Here is a 15,870-nt window from a genome sequence, read left to right as displayed (position 1 = left end):
GCCCTTATCTCCAGTCAACTCGGCTGTCTTGGGTGAGGGGCTTACTCCAGTCGAGATGCAGGTCCTGATTGAAAATCGCCGCAGCTATCGCGCCAGGGGAAGGTGGCGAAGGCAGGTCCAGTAGCTCGCGAATGCGCAACGGCGGAGTCAGGGCGCCAAGTCGGTCACGCAGGTAGTCGAGTTCCAGTGGCGAAACGGCCCGTGACTGGTTATAGGCCTGGATCAGGTTGTTCAAGAGTGGCTGGCGGCGTATTTGTCGCTCTGTCAGCAGTTCGAAGTCAGCGCCTCGGGATTCGACGAGCTGCTTGGCTGCTTGGTAGAGGGCAAGGGACTTCGGTTTTTGAAAGACGTTGTCGGGTTTTACCTCAACAAAGCGGATGGGCCTATCTGCGTACTGAACGACGAAATCTGGCACGTAGGTGTGAGCCTTGCCCTCTACCAGCACGTGCAGCCGCTCGGGTTGTTCTCGGTAGGCTATGACATTCCGATCCTGTTCCCAGTGAAAGCAGGCGTCTGCTTCCAGCCGTGTTTCACAGATAATCAGCGAGCCATTCTTTCGAGAGGGAAAGACCGTGGTTTGTTTCCCATATTTGCTGCGCCCAATCAATCTTTCGGGCGAGGGGAGGCCACCGCCAGAACTGCGGATTTTTTTCATGATGTATACCCTATTGGTAGCGTTACTTAGGCTGGTACTAAGGCATCAGCTTGTCAAACGGCTGTCAGATAGATGGTCATAACATCATGGTTCGGTCCTGGTCGGTTCGTTTGCTAGATTGACTGGTTGATGAGAAAATCGGATTAATCAAGGGGTTGAAAAATTATATCTATATTTTCCTATTATTATTTTATAGAAATCACGGAGCATTGCCTGACGAGTGGCTAGGCGCCATGTCTAGTGGAATTCGGTAAGCTTACAGGTCAAGTAAGTTTTTCCTGCCGAAACGACAGGGGGTAGCAGAAAGCTGAAAGCTCGCTGATCAGCGATTGAGGAAGGGTAATAAGTATTGCAAGGGGAGGGAAAGTGCTTTCATTCTTGTTTCGCGCATTGATTAGATGCCGCCAGAGTATAACAAGGCTTGCCATGAAAGTCAATAGCTGGCTTCGCGTTAGAGTAGATCGACTTTTCGCCAAGGAGGGGGCTAAGGATCGCCCCATGCGGCGTAGGGCGGCCTATTTAGACGGTGACGCTGGCTGTGTCGAGCGGCTCAAGCCAGTTCAAGACTGTTTCCGCCAAGGCTAACCATGCAGAGGTCGCCGGAGTGGTCGTGGACTTGGCTAATCGGTGAGTGGCCATTGAACTTGAACTAATAGTCCTATGGGCCTCAAAAGTTGACAAGGACTTTCGGTATACTAAATTTCCAGTGCTGACCAAGGGCAAACTCTTCCCAAGGTAAATCAATATGTTGATGCCGCGTCAAAATATTGTCCTCCTTTTGTTCTGCTCCGATATTCGTAAGCTGACGATTCGGGATCCTGAAATTTTGCTGGTTCAGCCCCATGATCTCCCCGATTTTCCAGAGCGCGGGGTGGAGCTGATTTCGTTCAGGTATAGACGTGAAGTGGTGCAACTGAGTTTGCAGTTGACGCTGTTGTTAGGGACCTGTGTGCGGATTTATCCCATTGGCGAATGCACCAAGGGTAAGCTGAAGAGAAAGTTATCCTCCGCCCAGGGATTATATCGGGTGCTGACATTGTGGCACCTGGATCAGAACTCTACTCGTCATTAATAGCTAGATCGTAAAGCTAGATTTTTCGTAAACCTACCAAGTTTACAAGAAGATCAGGTTTACGATCGGGAAACAGGTGAAGCAAATGCAGGGGAAGGATTGGACGCAGCAGATCAAGGCTCTGGACCTAGACCTCGGTCCCGATTTTGCTGGCTGGCAACGTTTCGCCAATGCTTTACAGCTTGCTGCACTGGATTACGACTTCAAGCTCACCCTTGTAAAGCCCATGGATGGTTACCTGAGGATTGAGGAACCATTCGCGCCACTGCACATACAGACCTTAGCCATGGCAGTGGAATACGTGACCGACGCGATCTGCCAACGCTGTGGGAAGCCTGGGCCGCAGCGTCTGGTAAGCGCGAGGCGCGTTTGGAAACTCTGTGCTCGCTGCCAGACAGCCTTGGCGGTGCGAAATGAGTAATCCAAGTCCATCTTGTGCCGGTTGTGGCTGTGTTCTCCTGACCGAAGACCTCAGCAGCACTTGGGCTATTGTTGCCCGCCCGGCGCAGGGGGAGGGGGTGTTAAAGCTTTGCCTGCGCTGCACTACTCGCGTCGCAATGGCCCTCTGGCCTCAGTTGGCTGCGCTGGTAATGCCTACGACCGAGTGCCCAGAAGACGTTCTGGCCATGGTAGGAGTCATTCATCAGGTTATGGCGTTCTTCAGTCACGATCCATCGTGCGCTTCGCGTTGGTTCTCATCGCCTGTCATCGGTCTTGCTGGGCAATGTCCCAAAGACCTTGTTCAAAGTGAAGCAGGCCGCGAAGAGATCTTGAGGTTGCTTGGGCAGTTGGCGCATGGTGTGCCGCCATGAGCCAACTTGAACCGTTGTCCTTTGGGGGGCGACAAGACGGCCTGCCAGCTAAGGGCCTCTCACCGTAATCCTATTGTGTCCCACTTGCGTGATCGGATTGGGCCTCCGCAAAGGTCCGTCAGTGAGCGCTGCCTGGACCCAGGCAAGCCTCGATCATGTCCGCGACGTCAAGTAAGCGCTCGCGCAAAGCGGGAAGCCAGACGACTGCCACGGACGAGTTCCGCTGTGCCAATTCAAGCACTGCCTGAAGCGCATGGTCTGAATGCCGCATCAATTCAACCAAATGAAGGCCGCTGGGACCATGGCTGCCCGCCAGCCAGTGCTTAGCGGTACGCTCACTGGCATCGGTCCAATGGCGCAGCGTCTTGATTGCGCGATGTGACATGCCCAATTCGGTGCGTAAGGCTGCGGCTACGGCGCTGGCGTAGATTTCTGCGTTGATTGGAAATGGGTTGCCCGTTTTCGCGATCATTTTTCTGTGTCTCCTCTTTATATTCGTTTGTGGCGTATCTGACGAAGACCGGTAGGCGTGGTGAGGTCTACGGCTTGGCATGGGTGTAGACCACAAGCTGCTGAGGGGGCATCGATCAACAAATGAGACGAGCACAGCTATCCCTGGCAGAGGGCAGCAATAGAGCCGCTGCCTACGTCCGCATGTCGACGGAACACCAGCAGTACTCCACTGAGAACCAGCTGGATGCGATCCGCGTTTATGCCGCAGCGCATGAGCTGGAGATCGTCCGGGTGTACACCGATGCAGGGAAAAGTGGCTTGAGCCTGGATGGTCGGGAAGCTCTTCAGCAGCTACTTCGAGACGTTGACGCGGGTCAGTCCGAGTTCTCTGTGGTTCTGGTCTATGACGTAAGTCGCTGGGGGCGCTTTCAGGACCCTGATGTGAGCGCCAGCTACGAAGTTCGATGTCGGCAGGCGGGTGTCAGGGTCGAATACTGCGCCGAACAGTTCGTTAACGATGGCTCACCGGTCTCCAGCATCATCAAGAGTGTTAAGCGCATGATGGCCGGTGAGTACAGCCGTGAGCTGTCCGTCAAGGTATTTGCGGGGCAGTCGCGCCTGATCGAGTTGGGCTACCGACAAGGAGGCCCGGCTGGCTATGGATTGCGTCGTCAACTTATCGATCAGACTGGGCAGCCTAAAGCAATCTTGGGTCGGGGAGAGTACAAAAGCCTTCAGACGGATCGGGTGATCCTCACGCCAGGTCCGGAGTCCGAGCAACAGGTCGTTCAAGACATTTACCAGGCCTTTGTAAGGGAAGGTCGAACCGAAGCTGAAATTGCAACGCAACTGAATCGGCGTGGCCTGCTAACAGACTTCCAGCGGCCGTGGACACGGGGTGTAGTGCATCAGGTCCTGATCAACGAAAAGTACATCGGTAACAACGTCTGGAATCGCACGTCTGGCAAGTTGAAACAGCCCCGTACACCTAATCCAGTTGATCAGTTGGTGCGGGCCGACGGTGCCTTCTCCTCAGTGGTCGACCACGCCTTGTTTCTCGCGGCGCAGGCCATCATCCGTGCGCGGTCACGGCACTGGACTGATGAGCAAATGCTGGCCACGCTGAAGCAACTATTTGCGGAGCGAGGTTGTCTGTCTGGTTTGATCATTGATGAGCAAGAGGATTGCCCCTCCAGCAGTTGTTATCGCCAACGCTTTGGTAGTTTGCTACGCAGCTACAGCCTGATTGGTTATTCACCCGCACGGGACTACAGCTTTCTGGAGGCCAATCGCCGGCTGCGAGAGTTGTATCCGCAGATCTTGGTCGACACGCAGGAGCGCATTCGTCTTGTCGGTGGACGCATCTCGGTCGACCCTCAGACCCAACTGGTTTGGGTTAATGATGAGTTCTCGATCTCGGTGGTGCTGTGCCGCTGTCAATGTTCAGAGTCAGTGCGCAGGCGTTGGCAGCTGCGCTTTGATTTCGGTTTGTTACCTGACCTTACTGTCGCGGTTCGCATGCTCCCCGGTGAGCAGGAGGTGCTTGATTACTACCTCTTTCCCATGATCGATTTGGCGGCCCCTCACCTGCGTCTGGGAGATACTAATCCGCGCGAATTGGAACTCTACCGGTTCGACAGCTTGGATATCCTGGCGGCCCTGAGTCGACGTATACCCCTGGGGAGCGCTGCGTAATGGCCACATCGGGAGAGCATCTTGCACTACATGTGGCGCAGGCGGCGCCTATTGCGCAGATCCCACTCGCGGATATTCGCGTGCTCAATCCGCGTAGTCGCAATCAACAAGTGTTTGCACGCTTGGTGGAAAACATTGCGAGCCTGGGGTTGAAACGACCGATCACGGTGACCCGCAACGGTTCGAGTTTCGACCTGATCTGTGGGCAGGGGCGCTTCGAAGCCTTCAAGGTCCTGGGGGAGTCGGCCATACCGGCGGTCGTGGTGACGGCGGCTGAGGCGGACCGCTATCTCATCAGCCTGGTAGAGAATCTGGCGCGACGCAAGCACTCGAACCGCGACTTGCTGATGGCGATTAACGTACTGCACGAGCGTGGTTACTCCATCAGGCAGATTGCCCAGAAAACCTGCTTGGACCGTGCCTATGTTGGCGGCATTCTGATCCTGTTGCGGCAAGGAGAGGAGCGCCTGATCGCTGCCGTCGAAAAGGGCTGGCTACCGATTAAAGTCGCGATCCATGTGGCACGGTCTGACGATGGCCAGGTCCAGGCCGCCATGGTCGAAGCCTATGAAAGTGGATTGTTGAAAGGAGATGAACTCATCAAGGTGCGCCGTCTGATCGACCGAAGACGCGTTCTTGGCAAGGGCTATGGTAGGCAGCATGGAGGCGAGCGCATGACCACTCCTCGCCAGCTGCTGACCGCCTATCAGAGTGAGGTGCGCCGTCAGCGCCTGATGGTGAAGAAGGCGGACATCGGTGAGCAACGATTGCTCTTCGTCGTGACCGCATTGCGTCGGTTGTTGGCCGATGATTTTTTCCGGTCAATGTTACGCAGTGAAGGTATTGATGATATGCCGCAGGTATTGGCCGAGCGTATTCAGGGGGACCCATGACTGTCGTCAAGCGTGCCTTTGAGCCCGATTTGATTACCGTCCGCTTACCGCTGATCCTGCCCTCTCGCCAAGTCACCCACGATATGCTGACGTCCGTCAAGTATGCGGCGATTTTGGCCTCCATCCGTGAGTTGGGCGTGGTCGAGCCGCTCGCGGTGCATCCCGAGCCGGTTCACGGGGCGGGAGGGGAGCCCCGTTATCTACTGTTGGATGGTCATTTGCGGCTAGCTGCGCTCGTACAGTTGGGGGCGGAAGACGCGTTGTGCCTGTTGGCGACAGATGACGAAGGTTTTACCTACAACCGGCAGGTCAACCGACTTACCCCGATTCAAGAGCACAAGATGATTCTGGAGGCGATTCGCAAAGGAACGACCGCCGAGCGGATTGCCGAAGTCTTGAGCGTCAACGTTGGACGCATCCGCGAGCGCCAGCATTTGCTGCGGGGGATTGCGCCGGAAGTCGCTGAGATGCTGAAAACGCGAATGGTCAGTCAGGCGGTCTTTCGCGTGCTGCGCAAGATGAAGCCGATGCGCCAGATCGAATTAGTCGAGATGATGATGTCGGCTAACTGCTTTACTGGCCGCTACGCCGAAATGGTCTTGGCCGCAACGCGTCCTGAACAGCTGGTCGAGGCAAAGAAAGTCAGTGAGGGCGTGACTGCTGAAGACATTGCACGCATGGAGCGGGAGATGGAAAAGCTCTACCACGACTACCGGTTGGTTGAAGACACCCTTGGCGAAACCATGCTGGTACTCGTGGTTGCCAAGGGCTATGTGTCTCGCATGCTGCGCAATCAGACTATCGCCGCTTACTTGGAGCGTTTCGAGCCTGACCTGGTGCGGGAGCTGGCGGGGGTTGTGGAAGCGGTCACCGCCGATGCTCGTAGTCTGGAGCGTGAATAGACCTCTCCGCTGTGCTGAACGGCGGCGCGCGCCAGGCACTCACTGAGCGGCGCCAGCAAACGGCATCGCGGGTGAGGCTCCGGTTCGTCGCACGGTCGGCCTGTATCGCGGGGGCGATCCCCGGAGGGATCGCCTCGCGTAAGCAGAGCCGCTACTACCGGATCGGCATTCGGCAGCAAAGTAGTGTTGCTGCTTCTGAGTGGTAGGTGATCATTCGTATTTGGGCCAGATCGTCAGTGCTATGGTGGCGAGGGCATGGGCTCGGGCTGAAATCGCGGCTTCATCCCACGCAGAGGTAGCAATCAGTGGGACATTGAGACGCAGGCTGGTATTAGCAAGCAGCTTGTCGCGTTTCGCCGCGAAATCGCAGTGTTGCGCCGCTCTATTGACGCTGAGGTTCAGCAGCGTCAAGTTGCCTAGCGTTGGGATGCTCTCATGCCGCTCACGAATCAGGAGCTGCCAGGGCGTCAATGTGCCGCCAGAGCGCACAATCACTTCGATATCCGACTCGTCGCTGTCGGCTGCCACGCTGCCATCTTTCAGCGGCCAGTGGGCGTGCCAGCTGCGCGGCAAAATATGGTCGATATCAAGCGCTGATAGGTTTGGCAGTTCGGGCTCTTCGCTTTTAACGGATAGTCGTAAACCGCCCTCCAGCTCCGTTAGCAGCGAACGGGTTTTCGCGGTATCCAGCCGGCCTGGGTACAACGGTGCGCTGACGCAGGCGTTACGGAATTCGGCATCGTCGGGCCAACGGGAAGCATCTCCGTTGAGTGTACTCAGATAGTCGCCGAGGACCCCGCTGGAGATCCCTGATTTCGTCAGGTGACGTAGCGCACTGAGGAAGATGTTGTTGTAGTTTTTGGGCGTCAGTCCACAGATAGCGCGGCGTACCACGTAGGACACCAGGCAATTGAACATGCAGGCTTTGTCCGCCTCAGGCACTTGCGCAGTCGAAATCAGCAGGGCCAGCGGGTGGAGCGTCGTGACATCATACGCCGCAATACGACGCCCAAGACGAGCAATGAGGGAGGAGCCGGAGGTGCTGATCAGTTCGCGGTAATGTTCCGCGTATTGGGTCAGGGTCACCAACTGACGGTCTGCGGTGTTGGCTGGAGCCTCGGCTGCATAGCGCCGGTATTCGTTGTACAAGCGTGACAGATCAACCTCACTGCCCATCTCTGCTTGCAGGGTGGCGTGGATCAACCACTCCAGGCGGGGCTTGTTCAGGCGGCCACGACGCTGCTTGGTCGACCAGTAGTCTTCTTCGAACGGTAGCCACTGCTTGTCGTAAAGCGCTTGGGCATCGACTTTATCTTGGTCGGCACGCATGAAAATGTAGTTGCGGATCAAGTCCGTGGCATGCAGCTCTGCGCCCCGTCCATTAAGCGTTTCAAAAATCACCTGGGCATCGTCCTCGGCTTCCAGCGAAATGCTGACCAGCTTGAGGTCTTGCAACACCGCCATGATGAGGCTTTCTGCATAGGCGGCGGCCAAGTCGTTTCCTGAGCGAATCCAGCGTATGAACTCATGGGTAAAGAACCAGATCGCGGCCAGTGCAGGTGGGTGATCATGATGCTTGCGCAGGCTGCCGTGCTGCGTGAAATGGGCCGGATATTCGCTCCGGAAATCGTCCAGACGCTGGATGCCGAGGCTTTTGATGAAATGAGGGCGGTCGCGGAAGGTCGGCCACAGCTTATAGCGCTCCATTTTGGGGTTGCGCATGGTTTCTTCGTTGTTGTTTTGCATGCAGCCGATCACGCTGGGCTCAAAGGCCTGAATGCCGGTGGCACGTAACGCGAGCAGGAGCGACGCCAGCACGTACTGAAGCGTGGTCAACCGTTGCTGGCCATCAATGATGTGCAGAGTGTCGACGCCCATCAGCCCCTCTTTGGCTTGGGGTTCGAGGACCACCGCCCCCAGGAAATGCGGTGTGATGCTCAGGCCGGATACCCGTGCCTGGGCTTTTTCCTGGATGTCCTGCCACAAGGCATTCCATTGATTGCGCAGCGTCCACACATAGGCGCGTTGGTAGAACGGTACACAGTACTGGCGGCGGTCTTGGAAAAGCTGGCGCACGGTGAGCGTTTCGGATTTCATGGCGTCCCCTTGATGGTCTGCGCATTCTGGCCTGTGCGCACCACGGCGTCACTAGGGCGGGGCGACCGTCGCGTGCTGCGTGTAATTTCGCCTTATGGTCAATCGGCCCCCTCCTTTCACCCGCATCTGGCGAGAGTCTCAATGGGGACTGGTGACCAATACCCCGGTCGCTGGTCGACCGGAAGCTACCCAGCTGGTTGGGACGTGTTTCGACCACTAGCCTGGGTCGTCAGGACGAGGGCGGTTGGGGCTAGAAGAAATGAAAAAGGCGGTTGAGCAGGACACCCTGGTGGCGTTGATCGAGAGTGGCGCGGCGCGGGAGTTTCGCGCCACGCGTGGGCCGGGTGGCGAGGGCTGGAGTTTGAGCACGCGGCTGGGTCGGTTCTGGTTGCCGGTGCGCTCGCGCCGCGAGCCGGTCAGGACGTGGGCGAGCCTGACCGCGCTGGGACGGTTTTGCGAGACGGTGGGCATCCGCAGTCTGACAGTGGAAATGTGAGTTTCCCTGACTACTGCGGATCCGCCTCAACCATTAGATCGCCCTGGCGAACTGGCACCGGCTTCAGAAAGCTGGCGAGTTGCTCTTGCTGTTCGAGCAGGAATGGAGCGTCCTGGACTCTAGAGTAAAGGTTCAGAAGGCGCTTTTCGGCCCGAGTGAGGATGGTGTCGTAGAGCATGGGAATGATCTTGACCTCCTCGCCATGGGAGGTCGGATCATCTTCACCCTGTTCGATGATACTGCCGAGAATGAAGCCATCCACCCGCGTGTGCTGACGAATATGTCCCTTCGCTTTCAGCTCTTTCACGTACTTCCAAACCTGATCCTTTTCACGGGAGCCGAGCGGCAGTTCGGTAGTCTTGAGGTCCACGATCACGACGTGCGCCACACCATTCTCGTTGTAGTCCTCGTCGTAGGACGATCTGGCATAGAAGCTGACGCTGCAATCTGGTAGGGCCACAAAATCCGGGCGGTTACGGCTACCCTTGCCCTGGCTGTCGCCGAACAGTTGGCGGATGACGGAGGTCATGCCCTTGTTGGAGGTGAATTCAATGGACTCGAACTGGGCACCGAACATCCACAAGCCACGCTCGAACAGCGGCTGCAATTCGTGCACTTCGTCGATGCCTGCGACCTGAATCTTGGTGCGAAGCTCCCCGATGAGTTTCAGGCGATTCTGGATCTCGTCGAGCACGAGCTTGGCCATGCTGACCGTCCATTCGGAGAGGATGGTGTGCAGGGTGTCGTAATCGTTGGGCTCGCATTTATGCAAGAGATCGAGCAGGCCATAGCGTGACTTGGCTTTTTCCAGCTTGGCCAGGATTGTGGAGAGCTGAACAATCTCCTGTTCGCCAAAGTTGGGGCAGGTTTCTACCACTTCGTCGATGAAGGCTTCGACGCGATCCTTGCTGATGGGGGAGAGGGTGTTGACGGTATTGCCGACACGCTCAAAAACCGCTGCACGCTTGGCTTCGCGCTCACTTTCGCCACTGCCGTGAATGATCTGCCGGATGCGGTCCTGAACAGCTTCGCGGGTAGTGCGCCATGCCGGGTTGTCGTCCTTGAACCCGCTCCAGTCAGGGGTGACTGCGTCATGCTGGTTCAGGAAGTCGGCCTGGACGATGAAGGTGAAGCGCTTGGCCTCGGAGGTGCGGCCATCAAGCACGCTCTCGTAGTCGCTGCGACTCCATTTGCAGTCGCCAACGGCACGGTTCTGCACCCACCAGGCGATACCATGCTGCTTGGTGGTTCGGTCAGCCTTTTTGGTATCGATATGCAGGATGGTTACTTTCCCTAGATCAGGAATTTCAATTTCTTCGCTGGATAGCAGTTCAGGGATGTCCCTGAAAGTGATTGGGCTTCCGTTGATCGAAACCGTGAAGGCCGGGTTCGCCAGAAAGCGGCTGCCGATCAGTTCGCGGGCTTGCTCTTCGCTGAACCTCAGGGGAGGGATGCTGCCGTTACCAATGATCTCCGTGCCGTGACCTTCGACGCCCTCGGCCTTAAAGGATACCTCCTCCAGCACCAGTGGCTCGGTTAGCGTTCGATGAACCCGGCAGACGAATTCCTGGCCATTCTTGCGTGAGGTGATCAGGTATTCATCGGCAAAACAGAAACTGGCGAACCGTCCCTTGCCATTCTTACCAAATACTGGACGAAGCAGGCCTTCAACACCTTGAGGAGGTGCGGCGACTGCACCTTGGACCGAGAGTCGGTTGTAGGCAATGGTGCGCCATATGTGCTGGAACTCGTCACGAGTCATCCCGTGGCCGTTGTCTTTGATCCTAAATTGTCGACCTGAATCAGCTACTGGCCAGGCAATCTCCACCCTGGTGGCGTAGGCATCCCAGCAGTTGGCGACTAGTTCGACGATGGCGGTTGCTGGCTCGGTGACGATGGCCCCCGCGTAGCTTTCGAGAAAGCGGGCATCGTAGAGAAGAGATCGTTGCTCCATGCTGCTTATCGTCCTTAGGCTTACTTAACCGATTTCACGCGTTGTTGGCAGATCATCCACGCATCGCTTACCGGCAGATACTATGCGACTCCTCTGGAGTTGTGCAGCAAATAGTGGGGGCTGGCGTACGCAGGGGCAGCCGAAATACGGTATTGAAGCACTTTGCCTTTACACCCATGTTCTGTCGAACGATGATGGCCATCGCATTGGCGGCATGTAGCGTTACCCAGGGATGGCTTTTCCTTCGACTCTGCGAGGGATCAATGTCACCTGGTGTCTCTCTCGTTGCTACCCAAGCTTACTTTTGACCGGCCTTGATTAGCTGTGTCTAGTTAACGAAGAGAGAGAAGATGTCCATCATCAAGGTGAATTATCAAACCCTGCTCCCCCAGGGTAAGACCCTTCAGGATATTGTCGTACTGGCACAAGCTTGGAAGAAATCTCAAGGCTTTATTCGTCGACATAACTCGTATGCTGACGTTTTGGAACTCGACAGCTCCACTATCAATCTTGAGCGCCAACTCAAGGAGTGGAGCCAGGCTATAGGTGCCCCCGGTTTTCTACCGGAAGACCTCAAATTGGTACCAGCTCCTAAGAATGGAAAATGGGAGTTTCGCTCAAACCCTGGTTTGACTATCGAGGAGCTGCTAGATGCCCCTCTTACTGCTCTAGACTCGCTGTTTAACGAATGGGGACCCTGTGCGGATCAAGATGCTGGGGAGCCGCCAGCCCCGCCAGGGCTGCAAAAATTGCGACCTTTGGCTCACATTTCTATCCGGGACCAGTCATTGGCGACAGCCGTGATGATGTGCCTTGCGGAGTCCATTGAGACGGCGCAGGGAAACCCGGATGAGATCGATGCAATGAAAGCGCGGGAGTGCGGTCTGGCCAGCTATGGCAACCGTCTTCACTGTCGTTGGTCCGAGACCGGCGGTACGCGAGCCAGGGCTCATTTTTCCTGGGGCAATAGCCAAACCTACCGCAAGTATTTTCAAGACTATCGAGCATTCTTGTCTCGTCCTCGCCAGGTTTGTGCAGAGTTCTCACCACGCTTACCAAAAGGGCGGGAGCTATTTGTCGTCTCCCTAGATTTGAAGGCGTTTTATGATCGAGTGGATCGCCGGGCGCTGTTGGCGGAATTGCAACGCTTGGAGGCTGAGTACCGGCAAGACTTCCACCTCCAGGCTGAGAGTGGAGCTGACCAAGATTTCTGGGATAAGACTGCCCGGATCATGGATTGGCATTGGCGTGGTGGTGACATTGTCCACGCGGGGTTATTCAACGAGACAGAAAGCAAGGAGCTTGAGCTTGGATTACCTCAGGGGCTGGTTGCATCGGGATTTCTGGCCAACGCATACCTGATTGGCTTCGATAGAGCTGTCGACAAGGCCTCGAAGGAAGCGCATGAGGTAAGTGATGGCATCAAAATACTCGACTATTGCCGCTATGTTGATGACATTAGAGTTGTCGTTGAGGCACCGAGCTATGCGTCCCTGCTGGAACCGATCAAGGCGTTCATCGTGGAGCGACTCAAGGAGCATTGCGCACGTCTCGGTACCAGCAAGGAAATTAGCCTTTCCGAGGGTAAGTGCTCAGTCACTCCATATCGCTCCATGTCTGCGCAGAACAATGTCTCGACGCTGATGAGTGTTCTCGGAGCGGAGCTTAGTGGCACTTTCGACCTTGAGTCACTGGTGCAGGCTGCCGGTGGTCTTGAGGGGCTGCTGTGGATATCGGATCAGATCGAGGGATCGCAGGAGCCGCCTAGGTCGAGGCTCCGGTTGGCAACAATTGCGGCACCGGCCACAGATGTTCGAGACGATACGGTCAAGCGATTCGTAGCAACCCGACTTGCCGAGTTAATGAGGCAGCGTCTTGCCATGACTGACGTCAGTGCGCCGGACGACACAGGGGAGTCTCTTGGCGAACGTGTAACAAATGGAATGGCGCTTGCGCATGAGTTCGAGTCGACAGCTCGCAAGCTCATAAAGTGCTGGGCTGAGAACCCTGCTTTGGTCTTGCTGCTGCGATGTGGGCTTGACTTGTTTCCTCATCCCCGGCTGCTCGCACCAGTCTTGGAGGCACTGAACTCAAAGCTTTATGACGTGACACCCAGCTGGCTCAAACCGGAGCAGTTGCGTGAGATTCGGACTGCTGAATATGTTGCCGCTGATCTTCTGCGGGCTGGGGTTGTCGAGACAGGTTTTCGGGATATGGAGGACTACCCGGAGGCAATCGATATTCAGGGCTATAGGGAGGAGCTAGGTGTCTTTGCCAGGAGAGTCGTCATCGAGCGAGCTGATTCGCCATGGTATCTATTGCAGCAGGCTTTTCTTTATTTGGCTTCAATCGGGGACTGTGGCCTGGCTGTAAATGCTATTACAGAGCCCTCGCTAGGGGCCGCCTACAACAAGCTTCGAAGGGCAATGCTGTTCGAACCTACGGCGTCCAAGGACTTGCTGGAAATACTTCCGTCAGCACTAGTTACCCAGCAGATGCATCCGAACTCACGTCGTTTTGGTGTCTGGTTGTCCGAGGGACTACGTGCCACTCAGGATGAGGTCCTTGTCCAGGAGATCGTGAACACGGTTGCTCTTGAGAGACCTGATCTACTCCTTGAAGCGATAGGTAAGCGCGGTGGCCGCCCTCCTAAGTGGAGGGAGTTTGTTCCACAATCTCTCGTGGAAATTAACCGCATCAGCTCAAGCAAGCAAAAGGATGGAAGTGCTCTGCCATCTCGCCAGTTGTTGCGGGTCATGCAGGACCCATTCAATGTTTTTGGGCAGGAGAACGGGCTTCTTATGCTCGCCAAGGCCCTCTTGAGCGTGCCGCGTATTGAGGAGCGCCTATCAGCCGGTCTCAGTCCAGTCGATATTATTTTGAAATGCGCTGACTGGCCCAGCATTCATGCGCTACCTGAGGCTCCAGGGTTTCTAGAGGTCAGTCTAACTGAAGTTGAGGGGCCGGATAATCCGCTTTATGAGCGGCCTGAATGGGTGAGCAAGGAGGGGGCCTGGCTGTACGGCTTGGGAAGAGTCCTTCGATCTGCCCTAACTGGGGAGTTTGATTTCACAAGCCGTCGTTTTCTTGTGACCGAGGAAGTTGGACGCTACAGGGGAATTCGGAGCAGTTGGTATAAGCGACGTTTCGGGATGCTCAATTCCGTTAACGGATTGATGGATGAGCCTGCGCCAGTATCCCCCTGGCTTTCGGGTTTCCTTTCCACTTTGCTCCAGTGGCCGGGGATCGAATTCAAGGCAAACGATGCGGCCCCTGTCTCTGCGGTGCGTACGCCGGGTGAGTTGTTGGCGCTCTTAGAGAAACGTATTGCGGTACAGCGCACTTTGTATGGGGAAAGGAGTAAGACGCCTATCTACGTGCTTCCCACTAGTGACAATGCCCTGCTTGTTGATCGTCCCTTGCGCGTAGCGATTGTCCAAACTATTCGCCCGAAGATGGATGACTTCGATACAAAGGATCCTACGCATTGGACTCCGGCAATGTTGTCTCAGCATCGACGCCACTTGGCTGAGGTTTGCCGTCTGGCTCACGCTAAGTTGCGTGCATGGGCTTCGGCAAGGCCACTGCAAGACGGAGAAAGCGAAGCTCCCACCATAGATGTAATCCTTTTCCCCGAGCTGGCCGTGCATCCGGAGCATGTGTTTTTTCTGCGACGTCTCTCTGACAAACTCAAGGCAAATATCTTTGCGGGGCTAACCTTCATGCACTCCGATAAGTGCGGAGGTCCGATCAATCAGGGTTTGTGGTTGATTCGTACGGATGCACCGGATCATGGCCGCAGTATTCAGTATGTATGGCAAGGGAAACTCCACCCGATGAAGCTTGAGCAGCAAATGGGGATCAAGGGGTATCGACCGCATGTGACCCTGGTGGAGTTGCCAGTCGGTACGACGTCGCCGACGCGTCTCGCCGCAGCAATCTGCTACGACGCTACTGATCTCGATTTGGTTGCGGACCTCAGGGATCGCTCAGACGTATTCTTGGTCGCGGCCTTGAATCAAGATGTGCAGACCTTCGACAACATGGTCGCGGCGCTGCATTTCCACATGTACCAGCCCGTGGTGCTTGCCAATTCTGGAGAGTTTGGCGGCTCCACAGCCCAAGTGCCCCTTCCGAAACATGATCGTCTGGTCGCGCATATCCACGGTAATAACCAAGTCGCAGTGAGCGTGTTCGAGCTTGACCCCGCTCCCTTCAAGTCGACTAAACCGGCGAGGACACCAAAACAGTTAAAAACTGCGCCGGCAGGCTATAAAGGAAGGCCTTTTTGACTGGGGCATGTGCGTATGGGCCAGTGCCTACAAACACTGGACGAATGATCATACCGCATCCCCAAACATCGCCCGCTCCAACACCTGATGCTGCCGCTGCCAATCCGGCATATGGCTAGCCACCAGCGCCCAGAAGACCTTGGTATGGTTCTTTTCTACCGTATGGCACAGCTCATGGACGATGACGTAGTTCTGCACGCTGGCAGGTAGCTCCATTACCCGAGGATGAAACTCCAGTGTGTTGTTTGCATCGCAGCTGGCCCAACGGCTTTGGAAGTGACGGATTCGTGCACCCGTTGCCTGAAGTCCAGTTTCTCGTTGCCAGTGACGGACACGTACCAACAACTTCTCATGAGCACGATCCCGGTAGAACCGCTCAAGCAATGGCATCAGCACATCGGGCAGGATGCTTGCCCCATCCGGGCTATCCACGATAAAGCGCGAGGCTGTGAAGGTGAGTCGGGGCTTGGGGATATCCGGCGTATGCCGCACCTCGGTGAAGTACGTACGCCCGGCATAGAGAATAAAAAAGGGCTGCCCAATGGCAGC

At 56.0% G+C, this 15,870-nt stretch carries 12 protein-coding genes and 1 pseudogene; 8 read left to right on the top strand and 5 right to left on the bottom strand.

Annotated features, from left to right (window positions below):
* Positions 1-4: 4 nt before the first annotated feature.
* On the bottom strand, positions 5-655 hold the full coding sequence (locus tag C4Q26_RS05820; protein ID WP_060489915.1) for a TnsA endonuclease N-terminal domain-containing protein: 651 nt from the start codon (positions 653-655) through the stop codon (positions 5-7).
* Between the two features lie 745 nt (positions 656-1,400).
* Here C4Q26_RS05820 and C4Q26_RS05815 point away from each other — a divergent pair.
* From C4Q26_RS05815 to C4Q26_RS28690, 3 genes are all read left to right on the top strand, one after another.
* Positions 1,401-1,727, top strand: a complete 327-nt coding sequence (locus C4Q26_RS05815; RefSeq protein ID WP_021783293.1) for a hypothetical protein — start codon at positions 1,401-1,403, stop codon at positions 1,725-1,727.
* Between the two features lie 85 nt (positions 1,728-1,812).
* On the top strand, positions 1,813-2,148 hold the full coding sequence (locus C4Q26_RS05810) for a hypothetical protein (RefSeq protein WP_021783294.1): 336 nt from the start codon (positions 1,813-1,815) through the stop codon (positions 2,146-2,148).
* Positions 2,141-2,539 carry an MbcA/ParS/Xre antitoxin family protein gene (locus tag C4Q26_RS28690; protein ID WP_080671113.1) on the top strand — a complete coding sequence of 133 codons (399 nt, stop codon included), beginning with the start codon at positions 2,141-2,143 and terminating at the stop codon, positions 2,537-2,539. The genes C4Q26_RS05810 and C4Q26_RS28690 overlap by 8 nt, the downstream gene beginning before the upstream one ends.
* Before the next feature lie 118 nt (positions 2,540-2,657).
* Here C4Q26_RS28690 and C4Q26_RS05800 read toward each other — a convergent pair whose 3' ends face one another.
* Positions 2,658-3,011, bottom strand: a complete 354-nt coding sequence (locus C4Q26_RS05800) for a hypothetical protein (RefSeq protein WP_021783295.1) — start codon at positions 3,009-3,011, stop codon at positions 2,658-2,660.
* 122 nt (positions 3,012-3,133) lie between these two features.
* On the opposite strand from C4Q26_RS05800, the gene C4Q26_RS05795 reads away from it, so the two are divergent.
* From C4Q26_RS05795 to C4Q26_RS05785, 3 genes are read left to right on the top strand one after another with little or no spacing between them, the layout of a single operon-like run.
* Positions 3,134-4,687, top strand: coding sequence for a recombinase family protein (locus C4Q26_RS05795; RefSeq protein WP_021783296.1), 1,554 nt, complete (start codon positions 3,134-3,136; stop codon positions 4,685-4,687).
* Entirely contained in the window at positions 4,687-5,580 is an 894-nt protein-coding gene (locus tag C4Q26_RS05790; protein ID WP_104882879.1) for a ParB/RepB/Spo0J family partition protein, read from the top strand. The genes C4Q26_RS05795 and C4Q26_RS05790 overlap by 1 nt, the downstream gene beginning before the upstream one ends.
* Positions 5,577-6,482, top strand: coding sequence for a plasmid partitioning protein RepB C-terminal domain-containing protein (locus C4Q26_RS05785; protein WP_104882878.1), 906 nt, complete (start codon positions 5,577-5,579; stop codon positions 6,480-6,482). The genes C4Q26_RS05790 and C4Q26_RS05785 overlap by 4 nt, the downstream gene beginning before the upstream one ends.
* 210 nt (positions 6,483-6,692) lie before the next feature.
* Here C4Q26_RS05785 and C4Q26_RS05780 read toward each other — a convergent pair whose 3' ends face one another.
* Positions 6,693-8,579, bottom strand: a complete 1,887-nt coding sequence (locus tag C4Q26_RS05780; protein WP_104882877.1) for a DUF262 domain-containing protein — start codon at positions 8,577-8,579, stop codon at positions 6,693-6,695.
* 259 nt (positions 8,580-8,838) lie between these two features.
* Here C4Q26_RS05780 and C4Q26_RS05775 point away from each other — a divergent pair, with 259 nt between their 5' ends.
* Entirely contained in the window at positions 8,839-9,075 is a 237-nt protein-coding gene (locus tag C4Q26_RS05775; protein ID WP_104884028.1) for a hypothetical protein, read from the top strand.
* 10 nt (positions 9,076-9,085) lie between these two features.
* On the opposite strand, the gene C4Q26_RS05770 is transcribed toward C4Q26_RS05775, so the two are convergent.
* A complete protein-coding gene (locus C4Q26_RS05770; protein ID WP_104882876.1) occupies positions 9,086-11,029 on the bottom strand; it encodes an ATP-binding protein in 1,944 nt (647 codons plus the stop codon).
* Between the two features lie 350 nt (positions 11,030-11,379).
* Between C4Q26_RS05770 and C4Q26_RS05765 the strand changes: the two genes are divergently transcribed.
* Entirely contained in the window at positions 11,380-15,321 is a 3,942-nt protein-coding gene (locus C4Q26_RS05765; protein WP_104882875.1) for a reverse transcriptase domain-containing protein, read from the top strand.
* Positions 15,322-15,369: 48 nt separating this feature from the next.
* Here the strand turns inward: C4Q26_RS05765 and C4Q26_RS05760 are convergent.
* Positions 15,370-15,840: pseudogene (locus tag C4Q26_RS05760) on the bottom strand (SprT family zinc-dependent metalloprotease); the annotation flags it as partial.
* Positions 15,841-15,870: the final 30 nt, after the last annotated feature.

Source organism: Pseudomonas sp. SWI44, assembly GCF_002947915.1.
GTDB lineage: Bacteria > Pseudomonadota > Gammaproteobacteria > Pseudomonadales > Pseudomonadaceae > Aquipseudomonas > Aquipseudomonas taiwanensis.
This window is presented reverse-complemented; position numbering and strand designations above follow the sequence as displayed.

Coding starts and splice junctions, on each gene's coding strand:
- C4Q26_RS05820 (WP_060489915.1), bottom strand. CDS start 655: ATGAAAAAAATCCGCAGTTCTGGCGGTGGCCTCCCCTCGCCCGAAAGA.
- C4Q26_RS05815 (WP_021783293.1), top strand. CDS start 1,401: ATGTTGATGCCGCGTCAAAATATTGTCCTCCTTTTGTTCTGCTCCGAT.
- C4Q26_RS05810 (WP_021783294.1), top strand. CDS start 1,813: ATGCAGGGGAAGGATTGGACGCAGCAGATCAAGGCTCTGGACCTAGAC.
- C4Q26_RS28690 (WP_080671113.1), top strand. CDS start 2,141: ATGAGTAATCCAAGTCCATCTTGTGCCGGTTGTGGCTGTGTTCTCCTG.
- C4Q26_RS05800 (WP_021783295.1), bottom strand. CDS start 3,011: ATGATCGCGAAAACGGGCAACCCATTTCCAATCAACGCAGAAATCTAC.
- C4Q26_RS05795 (WP_021783296.1), top strand. CDS start 3,134: ATGAGACGAGCACAGCTATCCCTGGCAGAGGGCAGCAATAGAGCCGCT.
- C4Q26_RS05790 (WP_104882879.1), top strand. CDS start 4,687: ATGGCCACATCGGGAGAGCATCTTGCACTACATGTGGCGCAGGCGGCG.
- C4Q26_RS05785 (WP_104882878.1), top strand. CDS start 5,577: ATGACTGTCGTCAAGCGTGCCTTTGAGCCCGATTTGATTACCGTCCGC.
- C4Q26_RS05780 (WP_104882877.1), bottom strand. CDS start 8,579: ATGAAATCCGAAACGCTCACCGTGCGCCAGCTTTTCCAAGACCGCCGC.
- C4Q26_RS05775 (WP_104884028.1), top strand. CDS start 8,839: ATGAAAAAGGCGGTTGAGCAGGACACCCTGGTGGCGTTGATCGAGAGT.
- C4Q26_RS05770 (WP_104882876.1), bottom strand. CDS start 11,029: ATGGAGCAACGATCTCTTCTCTACGATGCCCGCTTTCTCGAAAGCTAC.
- C4Q26_RS05765 (WP_104882875.1), top strand. CDS start 11,380: ATGTCCATCATCAAGGTGAATTATCAAACCCTGCTCCCCCAGGGTAAG.